At 68.9% G+C, this 13,059-nt stretch carries 13 protein-coding genes and 1 pseudogene; 6 read left to right on the top strand and 8 right to left on the bottom strand.

Translation table 11 applies throughout. The features are described 5' to 3' along the window. Positions 1-186: 186 nt before the first annotated feature. Entirely contained in the window at positions 187-942 is a 756-nt protein-coding gene (locus MJ797_RS01470; protein WP_255738101.1) for a transposase, read from the bottom strand. Continuing rightward, positions 940-1,206: pseudogene (locus tag MJ797_RS26905) on the bottom strand (transposase); the annotation flags it as partial. The gene MJ797_RS01470 and the pseudogene MJ797_RS26905, both read right to left, overlap by 3 nt. 34 nt (positions 1,207-1,240) lie before the next feature. Here MJ797_RS26905 and MJ797_RS01475 point away from each other — a divergent pair. The 3 genes from MJ797_RS01475 (at position 1,241) to MJ797_RS01485 (ending at position 4,269) form a co-directional block, all read left to right on the top strand. Beyond that, the gene (locus MJ797_RS01475) at positions 1,241-1,558 is read left to right on the top strand and encodes a hypothetical protein (RefSeq protein WP_239330817.1); all 318 of its coding nucleotides are present in this window, start codon (positions 1,241-1,243) and stop codon (positions 1,556-1,558) included. Between the two features lie 416 nt (positions 1,559-1,974). Then, positions 1,975-3,165, top strand: coding sequence for an SLC13 family permease (locus MJ797_RS01480; protein WP_239330819.1), 1,191 nt, complete (start codon positions 1,975-1,977; stop codon positions 3,163-3,165). A 294-nt stretch (positions 3,166-3,459) separates the two neighbouring features. Next, a complete protein-coding gene (locus tag MJ797_RS01485; RefSeq protein ID WP_239330834.1) occupies positions 3,460-4,269 on the top strand; it encodes a hypothetical protein in 810 nt (269 codons plus the stop codon). A 37-nt stretch (positions 4,270-4,306) separates the two neighbouring features. On the opposite strand, the gene MJ797_RS01490 is transcribed toward MJ797_RS01485, so the two are convergent. The 6 genes from MJ797_RS01490 to hemE form a co-directional block, all read right to left on the bottom strand. Continuing rightward, positions 4,307-5,044, bottom strand: a complete 738-nt coding sequence (locus MJ797_RS01490; RefSeq protein ID WP_239330836.1) for a bifunctional 2-polyprenyl-6-hydroxyphenol methylase/3-demethylubiquinol 3-O-methyltransferase UbiG — start codon at positions 5,042-5,044, stop codon at positions 4,307-4,309. Positions 5,045-5,065: 21 nt separating this feature from the next. Further along, positions 5,066-6,514, bottom strand: a complete 1,449-nt coding sequence (locus MJ797_RS01495) for a sugar transferase (protein WP_308128268.1) — start codon at positions 6,512-6,514, stop codon at positions 5,066-5,068. Positions 6,515-6,768: 254 nt separating this feature from the next. Continuing rightward, complete coding sequence (locus MJ797_RS01500; RefSeq protein WP_239330842.1) at positions 6,769-7,101, bottom strand: hypothetical protein; 333 nt, start codon at positions 7,099-7,101, stop codon at positions 6,769-6,771. A gap of 330 nt (positions 7,102-7,431) precedes the next feature. Beyond that, complete coding sequence (gene hemQ, locus MJ797_RS01505) at positions 7,432-8,217, bottom strand: hydrogen peroxide-dependent heme synthase (protein ID WP_239311775.1); 786 nt, start codon at positions 8,215-8,217, stop codon at positions 7,432-7,434. A 74-nt stretch (positions 8,218-8,291) separates the two neighbouring features. Continuing rightward, complete coding sequence (gene hemG / locus MJ797_RS01510) at positions 8,292-9,689, bottom strand: protoporphyrinogen oxidase (RefSeq protein ID WP_239330865.1); 1,398 nt, start codon at positions 9,687-9,689, stop codon at positions 8,292-8,294. Between the two features lie 271 nt (positions 9,690-9,960). Beyond that, complete coding sequence (hemE, locus tag MJ797_RS01515; protein WP_239330868.1) at positions 9,961-11,046, bottom strand: uroporphyrinogen decarboxylase; 1,086 nt, start codon at positions 11,044-11,046, stop codon at positions 9,961-9,963. Between the two features lie 301 nt (positions 11,047-11,347). On the opposite strand from hemE, the gene MJ797_RS01520 reads away from it, so the two are divergent. The 3 genes from MJ797_RS01520 to MJ797_RS01530 all read left to right on the top strand — a co-directional run bounded on the left by MJ797_RS01520 (position 11,348) and on the right by MJ797_RS01530 (position 12,909). After that, positions 11,348-11,731: a DUF3817 domain-containing protein gene (locus MJ797_RS01520; RefSeq protein WP_239330871.1), complete on the top strand. Its 384-nt coding sequence runs from the start codon at positions 11,348-11,350 to the stop codon at positions 11,729-11,731. Positions 11,732-11,925: 194 nt separating this feature from the next. After that, on the top strand, positions 11,926-12,183 hold the full coding sequence (locus MJ797_RS01525) for a hypothetical protein (protein ID WP_239330874.1): 258 nt from the start codon (positions 11,926-11,928) through the stop codon (positions 12,181-12,183). 102 nt (positions 12,184-12,285) lie between these two features. Beyond that, positions 12,286-12,909 (top strand): DUF3000 domain-containing protein, encoded by a 624-nt coding sequence (locus tag MJ797_RS01530; RefSeq protein WP_239330876.1) that lies wholly within the window; start codon positions 12,286-12,288, stop codon positions 12,907-12,909. The last annotated feature ends 150 nt before the right edge of the window (positions 12,910-13,059 follow it).

Consider the following 13,059-nt stretch of genomic DNA (forward strand, 5'->3'; position numbering starts at 1 on the left):
GTCCCCAGCTTTACCGTGGACACTGCAGTCCTGGTATTTCTCCAGGGCTGCGCGGAGATAATCATTCAAGTGGTGCGCTGAGGGTTGCGGTTCGTGGCGTGGCGTGATGACCGGTGGGCGGGTGCCTCCGGTTCGGTGGGTGCGTGGGTGAAGACTTGGTCAGCCTGGGGCGGGGAAGTCTGGGATCTAGGGCCGGCCACCGAAGGTTTGGCGCAGGGCGGTCATGATGTCGAGGCCGTGTTTAGCGGCGGTGCTCAGGTAGCCGAGGATGGTATACCGATCCTGGGTGACGGTCTCGCTGGTCAGCCGGCCCGAGATGTTCTGCTGGATCTTCGCGGGGCGCAGTGCCCGTTCGGCGTCGTTCGAGGTGGGCGGGATCGTCGGGTCGGTCAGGAACCGCAGGACGTCGTCCTCGCGGGTGTGTAGCGTCTCGAGGAGCAGGCGGGCGGGGCGCTCACCGGGCCGGATTCCGTGGTCGGTGGTGTGGGCCAGGCCGACGAGTACACCTTGGCGGAACCGGCGGCGTAGTTCATCGAGCGGCACCGCCGGGCCGGTGGGCTGGCAGTGCCGGCAGTGCGCCGGGTCGTGTCCGTCACCGGTGGCAAGGGCGGTGTCGTGGCGGGTCGTGTTGGTGTGGTGGACCAGGCCGCGCAGCGCGTCGGCGATCTGGACTGGCCACGCCTGGTCCGGGTAGATGTGCTGGGTGCACAGCTGGTGGACGAGGCCGACGAAGACGACCGCGTCGGCCTCGTCCGGGTCGAGGCCGGGCTCGGTGTCGGCAGGGTCGGCGGTGAACAGTTCGTGGTCGTAGAGGTGGTAACGGATCGTGGACGACGACCGCGGCGGCGGCGAGCTCGGTGAGTACGGAGGCCCGGAACGTGGCCAGGTCGCGGTCACCGAGCAGGAACCCCGGGTGTACAGGTCGGTGCAGGCGACAAGCATGTGGCGTTCGGCTTTCTTCCGGCCCGGCCGGGGCAGGCGGGGCCCGACGCGCAGCGGGGTTTCGTCCATCACCACGACCACCGCCAGGGTGATCAGTGCCCGGATCCGCCGGTCGGCCTCGCCGAGGACCGTCGCGGCCCGGGTGGGCAGGCCGTGTACGAACCCGGCCGAGGGAGCCGCGCCGGTCAGCGCGGCGAGCAGCCCGGCGCAGCGGGCCACCGGCAGGTGATGGACGACCATCAGGTAGACACACCAGGCCGCGAGGTTCGGCCCGTAGCCGACCGGGCCGGGCCGCGGTGTGGACCTTCCCGCAGCGGCAGGCGACCGCGTGCTGGTCGTGCTCGGTGACCGTGACCGTGACCAGCGGGATCTCGGTCTGCTGGTAGCGGTCGACGATTCCCAGGTCGACCGCCTCGGCCAGCGCGGTCCCGCAGATGCACATGCCCTCGGGGAACCGGTCGACCGGCTCGTCCGGGGTGTCGGTGAACGCCAGATGCGAGCCCGCCGTGCCCTTCTGCCCGCCCGCGGGCCGCTTCTGGCTACCCCCGCCGCGGCGGTTGCTCTCCTTCGGTACCGGCCGGCCCGGCTCGCCGTCCTTCGACCGCGGCATCGATGAGTTCGCGTTGTTCCGGGAGAGCAGATGCTCCACCCGCGCTAACCGGGCCGCCAACTCCTCCTGAGCAGCGGTCAGCGCCTCGTTGACCGCTGTCAGCTTCGTGTCCGCCGCGATCAGCGCGGCGATCTGCCGTGCCTGCAGCCATACCAGCACAGCCAACGCCTCGGGCGACGGACCGTCCGGATCAGGCACGAACCGATCAAACCGGCCCCGGCCCCGGCCACACGCACCGACACGCCGACCAGCCAGGCAACACCGTGCCAACCCCGCCATCGGCACCCACCCGACCACGGTCATCACACATCGCCACCGCCACCGCCACCGCCACCGGCACCGGCACCGGCACCGGCAAATCAGTACCCTCCGCGAGGGTGCTGAATGATTACTCTGTGGTGCGCTCTCCGGCGAGAGATACCATGAGCACGGTGGCGGTTGTTCGGCTCTCCTTGTTGACGGCCGCCGTTGTAGGGGTTTTCATACGCCCCGTCCGGGTGCCGAAATGGGCGGCGCCGGTAACCGCCGCGGTACTGCTGCTTCTCGTCGGTGCCATGAGCACCGACGCCGCGCTCGAGGCCATCCGCCCACCAGTGGCGCCGCTGGCCTTTCTGCTGCTGGCCGTGCCGCTGGCGGTGATGCTGGACAGGCTTGGCTTCTTCGCGTCCGTTGCCGCGCTGGTGGAAACCGGCCCGAACGCGCGGCTGGGGCTGTGGGCACTTGCCGCGGCGGTCACGACCTTCCTCAACCTCGACGCGTCGGTGGTCCTGCTCACCCCGCTGTACATCCACACCGCGCGCCGGCATGGCTTCGACCCGACCATGCTGGCGGCGCAACCGGCGCTGCTGGCATGCCTGGCCTCCAGCGCGCTGCCGATCTCGAACCTCACCAACCTGATCGCCGCCGACGCCTACGGGCTCGGCGTCGCCGACTTCGCCCTGCGGCTCGGCCCGGCATCGCTGGTGGCAGTGGTGGTGGGCTGGCTCTTCTATCGGCGGGCCGGCACCGCCGCAGCCCCGCACAGCACGATCACCGATCCGGTGGACGGACGTGCCCTGCGGCTGGGCGCGCCGATCGTCATCTTCGTCGTGCTCGGCTTCACCGTCGGCGACCTCGTGCACATCCCCGCCTGGGCGGTAGCCGGTGCCGCCGACATCGCGCTGGTGGCCCTGACCCGGACGGTACGGGTCAGGGACGTCCCGTTCGGCGCGGCAGCGCTCGCCCTGAGCCTGGGGATCGTCGCGACCGCGGCATCCCCCCACCTGGGCCTCGGCTCCCTGTTCCGCGGCTCGGGAGCACTCGCGCAGGTCCAGGTCGCCGCGGTCGCCATTCTCGGCGCGAACACGATTAACAATCTCCCCGCGCTGCTCATCAGCCTGCCGGAGGTCGGCGGCCATACGGAGAAACTCTGGCCGCTGCTGTTCGGCGTGAATTTCGGGCCTGTTCTCGTTCTGCACGGCTCGCTCGCGGGCCTGCTCTGGCGTGACACGGCGGCCCGCCTCGGCGTCGAGGTGAGCGCGTGGCAGTACAGCAAGCTTGGTCTTCGGATCGGCTTGCCAGCGCTCCTGACCGGGCTGGCCGTCGTCGTCGGAACCGGCATCTTCCTCGACTAGTGAAAGCCGGAAGCAGCATGGTCACGCGCCTGTCCGCCGTATCGCCAGCCAGCTGGCACGGCTTTCACACACCCAGAACCGCAAGGAAGGTGAGCCAGTCGGTAACATCTGCGACACTGTGCTGACACCGTCATCGGGTGACCACACAATGCCAACAGCCACACAATGCCGACAGCCACGCAATGCCGACAGCCACGCAATCCCCGGAGCGCATCGAGGCAAAACCCCGCGGGCCCGAACCGGAGTCATCCATGCCGAGTCAGACGGCGTAGGACACATCGAGCAAAGGAAATCATGGTGTCGTCGCAGGCCTGCATCACCCTGGACGTCGTGCTCCTCCTGCCCGGCCGGGCGCGGGAACAAGCGGTCTCGTCGAGCAAAGCGCTGGCACACCGCATGGCGGCCAATGGCTATCCGTCCCACTTCCGCCTCGGCGAGCCCTACCCAGCCGCCGCTGGCGGCGTCTGTGAACCCCATGTGTCGCTGTTCATGCTCGCGGTCACGCCAGCGGAGATACCAGCCGTCGTCGACGCGGTACGCGGGGTCGCCCGCACGGTACCACCCTTGTGTGCCGTCGGAGATGAGTACCGGCACAACCCGCACGGGGCGCCGGAGATGTATTTCGCCCGCTCCCCCGCATGGACCTTCCTGCAACGCAGCGTGATCAAGGCGGTGGAACCGCTGCGCCGAGGGCGGTTGCGAGAGGTCGGCCCGGCCGGCGACAATCTACGCGCGGTGGTGGACGGCCGGCTCCCATCCCACCCGGCCGCCGTAGCCCAGCTCGCCCGTTACGGCTACGACGAGGTAGCCGATGCCGGCTGCGACCGGTTCAATCCCCATGTGACGCTCGCCTGGCCCGATGACCCGAACTCCCGGGTCGACCTGATGGAACTGCCGCCGGCACAGGTGTACTCCGGTGTCCTTACCGAGCTGGCGGTGTACGGCATGAGCCCGTACGGCACCTGTACGGTCGGCCACGCGACGTTCCCGCTGCACGCACCGGCTTCGCTGGCGGCGGCAGCCACGGGTGATGACCGTCCAGGAATCTTTGAGACCGCCGTTCGCGCGGGAAAAAACATGATCGCTCGCCCGCTGGCCACCTAACCGCTAACCGGTCCCGGAGCCCGGCGACAGCGCACACCTACCGGGTCGACGCACCCCCCGCCCCGTCCGCAGCCTTGACGCCCGCGAGCACCAGGGAACCGCCGATCGACGGAAACAGCCGCGCGAGGAACCGTACCGACATGCTCCGCTCGTCTCCGCCCACCACCACGTAGTTGGAGCGGAACCCGGTCAGCCGAAACCCACAGACGTGAAAAGTCCGCGCCAGTGACGAGTAGGTGAACGGGCGTATGTGCAGCTTCAGATACGGGTGGTGGGGGTCGATCTGCCGAGGGTTCCGCCCGAACAGGAAACGAACGCGGTCCTGCAGGGTGGCGAGATTCGGCGTGGTGACCACCAGCGCACCGCCGGGGGCCAGCACGCGCCAGCATTCCCGGAGAAACGCGACCGGGTCGAAGAGATGTTCGATGATCTCACCGGCGAAGACACCGTCCACACTGGCGGAGCGCAACGGCAGCGGGCGCGAGAGGTCGGCTCGCACCATCGGGATCTGCCAGGACGCCGCCTGGCCGGGCAGGTGGGCGTCCATATCCACCATGACGGTGTGGGCGCCACGCCGACGCAGCTCTTCGCTCACGGCTCGCGCCCCGGCACCCAGATCGACGATCAGGGGCCGGACGGCCCGGCGCCGCGTCTCCCGCGTCAGCAGGTCCACGGCATCCGCCACCCGGCGTGCATGGTAAGCGGTAGCGAGATACTCGGCGACCCGCGTTCCGTCCGCGTAGGAACGTAGGTTCGCGGCGAGGATCGGGTCCATCCCTCTCCCGGGTGCTCCTGGTCAGTAAGCGCCCTCACGGCGTACGACAGCGAACAGCGTCCGCCAGAGAATCACGAAGTCCATGGCCAGCGACCAGTTCTCGACATAACGCAGGTCGAGGCGGATCGACTCGTCCCACTCAAGATCAGAACGACCGCTGATCTGCCACAGCCCGGTGAGGCCCGGTTTGACCATCAACCGGCGATGCACGTCGCCCTCGTACTTCGCCACCTCCGACGGCAGCGGCGGCCGCGGGCCGACCAGCGACATACTTCCGTTCAGGACGTTGAACAGCTGGGGCAGCTCGTCCAGCGACCACTTACGCAGGAAGCGCCCGACCGGAGTCACCCGCGGATCATTACGTATCTTGAACAGCAGTCCCTCGGAACGCTCGTTCTCCGCGCGAAGCTCTTCCAGGCGCGCTTCGGCATCGACGTACATCGAGCGGAACTTGTACATCCGGAACGTGTCGCCACCGCGACCGACCCTGGTCTGCTTGAAGATTGCCGGGCCTCGGCTGTTCAGCCGGACGGCGATCGCTATCCCTAACAGCAACGGCGCGAAAATCATGACTGCCCCCAGCGCGAGGAGGCGGTCGACCAGCGCCTTCAAGACCCGCCGGGCACCGGTGAGTTCTGGTTCCTCAATATGGAGGAGCGGTAGTCCAGCCACCGGGCGGATCGAGATACGGGGGCCGGTGACGTCAGTAAGCGCGGAACTCACCAGCACGTCGACGTCGCTGCCCTCGAGCGCCCACATGACCTGTCGAAGCATGTCGCTGTCCATCTGCGGACAGATGGCGACGGTTGTCGCCCTGGTCGCCTGGATCGCGGTGTGAAGGCTGTGCAGCGTCCCGACGATGGGAACCCCGAGCAGGTCGAAGCCGCTTCGTTCCGGCAGGTCGTGACTGTGGCGGCCCGGTGACCGGTCAAGGCAGACCCCGACCACCGACCATCCGGACGTCGGGTCACGGTGGGCCAGGCGGACGAGCGTCGCTGCGGATTCACCAGCACCGACAACCAGCACCCTGTGCAGACAGCGACGATTACGTCGCATGTGGTGAAGAATGGCGCGCCCACCGGTCCGACCGACAAGCGACAGGATGGTGGCGGCGGGAAACGCAATAAGAATATAGCTTCGAGCAATCTCCAGCTTTGTCGCGTAGGAAATCACCGCGACGCACGCGGTGACCCGGGCCGCCGCGTTCACAACCCGCTTGAACTCCTCCGAGCCACCACCGAGGAAACGTCCCTCATAGGCACGCCCGAATGCCATGGACAACGTCCAGGCCAGCGGCAGCACGCCGCTCATCAGGATGTACGGCCACGAGGACTGGACCGGATTGTCGCCGAAACGCACAAAAAACGCCATAACCGCGGCGAGTACGCAGCCTAAAAAGTCGAACACAACGAGAAGGCGGACGTACCTGCGCTCCCAGGCAACCTGAGCACGGTAGCCCACCCGTTCCATGGCACCCGTAGCCGCGGAGTCCGGGACCGCGGGCCGGCGCCGACGAGGCTGCCTGGCGCCCTGCGGCATGTCACCGAAGTCGGGATCAGCCTGATCCCAGACGTCGAAACCGCGGACAAGAGGCGCCAATCCGGCCCCTGTCGATGCCCGAGCGTCATCGGGCATTGTCTCCGTCACTGCCAGCCCCCCAGGACTCGGACAAATTCTGACTGTTTGCAATCATAGGACCCCGATCCGCTCAATCAGGGAGCCCGTCAGCGGTACTCCGTCACGACCGGGTGGATGTACCCGCTCGCATCGTCGTGGCCACCGCGAACCAGCACCGATCGCCCCGGGAGCGGCCCCCGCCACAGCCGCCCAGGCTCCGTCGAACACCGTGACGGGCGGGTCGGATATCTGAACTCGATCTCCGGCAGCGCGTGCTCCGTTCCCCGGTACGGCATGGACGCGATCGCGCGGCAGGTCCGACAGGCCGCGGCAGAACCGATCGCGGTGAGCCAGAAACCCACCCGTTCCAGCAGATCGGTAAACCGAGCCGCCGCGTTCCGGCCGCCGTTGTCAGATCCTACGGGAACCGCGAAAGACATGTCGGGCCAACCGTACTGGATTACCACGCGGAAAACCGTACCAATACCACTCGAGAAGCAATCCAGCGGCCCCCTTGAGGTTACCGGGGGCGGTCGACGAGGTGACGAGCGCTGAACATCCACGAACTTACGGTGACCAATGGTAGCAGAGAATCACAGCCAACCGCGATCGGTAGCCAAGTTACGCGCCGTAATTGCAGCATAATATGCAGTTTACCCGAAAGGTCTCCCCGCCGACGGATCGGAACGTGACCCGCCCAGCGGAAGAACGGGTACAAAGTAGCAAAGATCATCATTCCGCCGACGGGAGTCTCCACCGCGGCACGGGCTCTACGGCAGCGCCGCGACGAGATCCGCGACCGGCTTGCGGACACCGGTGAAGAACGGTGTCTCCAACCGGGTGTGTGCCCGTGCCCGGCTGCCGCGCAGGTGCCGAAGGCAGTCGACGATCCGGTGCAGCTCGTCCGCCTCGAAGGCCAACAACCACTCGTAGTCACCGAGGCCGAAGGCAGCCACCGTGTTCGCCCGGACATCAGCGAACTCCCGGCCCATGATCCCGTGTTCGGCGAGCATACCCCGACGTTCGTAGTCCGGCAGCAGATACCACTCCAGCGACCTGTTAAACGGATAAACGCATACGTAGGGCCGGGGATCCTCGCGCCGGACGTAGGCGGGAACATGGTTGCGGTTGAACTCGGCCGGCCGGTGCAGGCCGACCCCGGACCACACCGCGGTCATGCTCCGCCCCAGCGCGCTCTGACGGAACCGCTGGTAGGTCTCCTGCAACAGATCCGGATCCGGGCTCGTCCACCACAGCAGGAGGTCGGCGTCCGCGCGGTAGCCGCTGAGGTCATAGACACCGCGGGTGTAGACGTCCTTGGCCAAGGCCCCGGCGAGCAGGCCTTCCACCTCCGCAATCACGGCGCCGCGGTCCGCGGGCAGCGGGTCCCGCGCCGCAAAGACCGACCAGGAGGTGTAAAGAAGCTCGGCGTTAAGATCGCGTGCGGATGGCGCGTCCGTACGTGCGGCAGTCTCCGTGCTGGTCTGCGCGGAGCCTCCGGCCGTACGGAAAGAATCATGATTATTCGGCTGGCGGCCACTCGAGGTCTCGGACATGGCCCAATTGTCGCCCAGCCGGAGCCGCCTGACCCGGTGGTACCCGGCACCGTGTCAGTGCCACCCGCTGGGTCTCACCGCCCGGCGTGGCCCGCCCGCACAGCGTCGTCAGCGCGCAGCACCGCTTCCGCCGCGGCCTCGCCAGAGCGGATACACGCCGGGATGCCGACCCCGTCGTAACCGGCGCCGGCCAGCGCGATGCCGGCGGGCAGCGCCCGGCGCGCAGCCGCGGCCCGGTCCAGATGACCAGGCAGATACTGCGGGAGCGCGTCAGGCCAACGGGTCACCCGGCTGGCCGCCGGGCGACCCGTCAACCCGGTCGTGCTGGCGAGCTCGGCCGCGACCACACCGGCAAGCTCGACATCAGCACGCTCCAGGTCGCGTGCATCACCGGCGCGCCCGACGCTGGCCCGCACGATCGTGGCATCCGTACCGGCCGACAGCTGCGGCCACTTCGCGGACATGAACGTGGCCGCCTTGACGACCCCACCCTCACGCGGCGGCACCAGATAACCGCTGCCGGGCGGTAGCCGCGCCGCACGGTAGAGAAAAGTGATCAGTGCTACCGACGCGTAAGGGACAGCGGCCAACGGTGCGGCGGCGTGCGGAGCCACCCGGGCCAGCAGCGTGCGGGCCACCGGCACGGGTACAGCGATGATCACCGCGTCGGCGTCGATGTCCCACTCGCCCGGCGCGCCGGCACCAACGACGGTGATCCGCCAACCGGCGGTTGTCCGGCTCACCGCGCGAACCGTCGTGCCCAGCAGGATCTTTGCCGCGCTGGCATCGGCAACGGCCGCGGCGAGCCGTCCGAGGCCGCCGCGGACCGAGGCGAACACCGGCGCGCCCGTGGGGTCCGCGGGCGCGGTGCGCGCCCGCACCCGGTGCGCTCCGAGCAGCAGCGAGCGCTCCTCGGACATTATCGAGGTTAGCTGCGGGACCGTGGCACGCAGCGACATGGCATCGGCCCGTCCCGCGTACACCCCGCCGAGCAGCGGGTCGACGAGCCGCTCGACGATCTCGCGGCCGACCCGGGCACCCACATAGCCACCGACGGTGGGGTCATCCGGCAGGGCTGTCCGCGGCAGCACCAGGTCGGCGGTCGCACGGATCAGACCGGCCGGTGAGAGTACCCGCGAGCGGATCAGGCCGATCGCGTCGGTCGGCACGCCGAGCAGGGTCCGCGGCGGCAACGGCCGCAGCCGGCCGGAGATCAGCAACGACGCTGCCGTGGTCGCCGGATGGACGATGTCGTGGCCCAGCCCCACATGACGGGCGAGACGCACGGCGTCCGGAACACGGGCGAGGAACGACTCCGCGCCCTCCTCGATGGGAAGCCCCTCGAACGGGGTCGTCCGCAGCTTGCCTCCGACACGGTCACCGGACTCGACCACGGTGATCTCGGCCCGGCCCCGCAGCGCATGCGCCGCGGCCAGCCCCGCGATGCCCGCTCCGACCACGACGACCCGCATGCGGACCCGCTCCTCCCGATCGCGGCCGCCAGCCCGGTGCGGCCGCCGCGAGTCCAGTCTCCCTCCGTGCCCGGCGACCGGTTCAGGCCGCCCCGAGAATGTGCGGTATCAGCACGTGCCGGCGGCCGACCACAGCGCCCGGGGTCCCCGGATGGTGGCAGAGCCACCCCACAGTCAGCTCCGCTGCCATTGCTGATTCGCAAAGCGGATCAGCAAACCCCAAACAACGGCCCACCACAGCGCCCGGGGTCCCCGGATGGTGGCGGAGCCACTATCCGGGGGAGGCCGCATGAACCAGGTCCACGATGTGGGCGAGCACGCCGGGATCGGTCTCGGGCAGCACTCCGTGCCCAAGATTGAACACATGGCCGCCGGCCTTGCCACCGCGGACGCACACGTCGTGGACCTTGTCCGCCAGTACGTCCGCCGGCGCGAAGACGGCAGCCGGGTCGAGGTTGCCCTGGACCGCGCGCACCGGGCCGATCCGCCGGGCGGCCTCGTCCAGCGGGACCCGCCAGTCCACCCCGACGACATCCGCGCCGGCCTCCGCCATGGCGCCGAGCAGTTCGCCGGTGTTCACCCCGAAGTGGATGCGCGGGACGCCGGAATCGGCGAATGCGCCAAGCACGCGCTCGCTGTGCGGAAGCACATAACGGCGGTAGTCGGCCTCGTCCAGTACACCGGCCCACGAGTCGAACAGCTGGATGGCGCTGACGCCCGCCTCAACCTGGACCCGCAGGTAGCCGATGGCGATGTCGGCGAGCCGGCCCAGCAGCTCGTGCCACAGCCGTGGCTCGGTGTACATGAGCTGCTTGGTGCGGGCATACGTCCGGCTGGGACCGCCCTCGACCAGGTAACTGGCAAGGGTGAACGGCGCGCCGGAGAACCCGATCAGCGGGATCGGCCCGAGCTCGCCGACGAGCGTGCGGACGGCGTCGGCCACATACGGCACGTCATCGCCGGTGACTGGCCGCAGCCTGCTCAGCGCCGCTCGGTCACGGATCGGATCCGCAACGACCGGGCCGACACCGGCGACGATGTCGATGTTCATACCAATCGCGACAAGCGGCAGGACGATGTCGGAGAACAGGATCGCGGCGTCTGTGCGGAAACGCCGCACCGGTTGCAGAGTGATCTCGGTCACCATGGCTGGATCACGACAGGAGTCGAGCATGGCGGTGTTGGCCCGCAGCCGGCGATACTCCGGCAGCGCGCGGCCGGCCTGCCGCATGAACCACACCGGCGTGCGCTCGGTGGGCTCGCCTCGACACGCCCGCAAGAACAGCGCATCGCGCGGTTCGGGCTCTCCAACAGACGCGCCCGAGGTTTCACCCCCGGGCACCGCTACGCAATACATGGACTCGATGGTTGCATGCCGGACGCGCCCGCTGCGCAGACGGCGACCTCAATCGCCGCGACATCGGTCACGCCCCACCAGGGGGGACGAAGCTCTCACGAAGAGTAATGGAAAATGAAGCCCGCGACAACGGCCGTGGCAGGCCTCCCGGTCTCGACTATCTTCGACGTGACGTAGAAAGATGTAGCAGACTGTGAACCGACCTGACGTAGCGGACATCCGCCCGCGACCGCTCCCCAGCGGATCCGCACGGGGGGGTTACGCCGCGATGGGCACTGACAGGCACCGTGGAGGCCAGGACATGCCAACTGCCGACAGCCCCCGCGGCGAAGAGGGCGACGCGCGGATGCTCGCACCCGCGCGGGTTCTCTCGGTCGCCGAGGCGACGTCCTTCCTCTTCCTGCTGGTCGCGACCGCGCTCAAGTACGGCACCGGCCACCCCGGCGGGGTCCGGGTACTCGGCCCGATCCACGGCGGGCTCTTCCTCGCCTACTGCGCGATAATGATCGCCGTCGCCCGCGACCACCGCTGGCCGGTGTCGAAGACGCTGTTGGCGCTCGGCGCCGCCGTCCTGCCCATCGCCCCCTATGTGGTGGAACGCCGCTGGCTGCGCCCACCCGCAGCCGGCCGCGTACGGACGCCCGCGGACAGCTCGGCCACGCCCGCACCGACCAGCACGCCCTAGGAACGACCGCAATCCACCATTTTCACTAAAAGTATCCACCTGAACACACTTGAACATACACGACACGCCGAGCCCGAATACATGGCTCTGAGGCTGGTCCGTGCCACCGTCAGGGACGGTCCGAATGGGACGAGAGGGTCCGTGATGTCCACGCGTGCCCTCCTGACGGGACGTGCCCTAGGAGTGGTGTTCGGGTGGAACAGGCCCATACGTGCGCTGACGGGCTGACCCAGCGGGTGTGCCCCGAGTGCGGCGACACGCGCGATTTCGAGCAGCCACCATGTGTGGACGGACACGGGATGGACTGTCCTGAACGCGCGTGCGTCGACTGCGGAACAGCGCTGTTCGTCGACCCGCGACAGATCGTCGCCAGGCCGGAGCGGACATCCGCGCGAGCGCCGCGCCGGTTCACCGGCCAGCCGACCCGGCACCGGTCGCGCCATGTCGTCTGACCGGCCGGCCGGCTCTGGCGGGCCCTGGCGTGTCCGGGCCGGTCGCCCGGTCGCCCGGTCGCTGTCGCGCGCGTACGGACGGGACGTCCTAACGTGACGTCCATGGGCGCATCGCTGTCTCCGGAGGGCGCGCCGCCGGTCTTCGTGGCCGCCACGTCCGCGCTACGGGACGCGCTGGGGCGGGCTCCGGCAGAGATCACCCTGCATGAGATCCAGGCGCCCGCCAGACTCGCGCCGTATGCGTTCGCCATCGCCGGTGGCCTGTCCCGTGACGACGACGAAGCGGCCTCCGGACGATTGATCCTCCTTCTCGATCCGGCTGGGCACAGCGCGTGGGAGGGCACCGCGAGGTTCGTCTGCTATGCCCGAGCGGCCGTCGACACAGAGATCGCGATAGACCCGTGTCTGCCCGAAGTCGCCTGGTCGTGGCTGTGCGAGGCGCTGGAGGCGAATCATGCCGCATACCGTGCGCTGGGCGGCACCGTGACCATCACGAACTCGCGGCGGTTCGGTGTTCTCGCGGCGGACGGTCACAGCTCGGACGTGGAACTGCGCTGCTCATGGTCACCGGACTGGGCCGAGACGACCGGTGCCGCTGGCCGCCGTGGCTGGCGGCCAGCGGAGGCCGTGGCCCAGCTGCACGCCTTCGCGGACCTGCTCACCGCCATGGCCGGCCTGCCACCGCGGGTCTGCGGAGTCGTGCCCCTGCCATCCCGCCGCGGCTGAGCAGTCCCCGCGAGCCCAGCCGAACTTAGTGGTCGCCGCCGGAAGTTCGTCCAGGGTCTGCCGGCGCCAGGCGGCGCCTCGCGTCATCGCTCCCCGCATATCGCTTCGCGATGCACGGGTACCCCGGCTCGTCGGCCCAGGTAGAACACC

The sequence above is a fragment of the Protofrankia sp. CiP3 genome, assembly GCF_917627345.1.
In the GTDB taxonomy this organism is placed as follows: domain Bacteria; phylum Actinomycetota; class Actinomycetes; order Frankiales; family Frankiaceae; genus Protofrankia.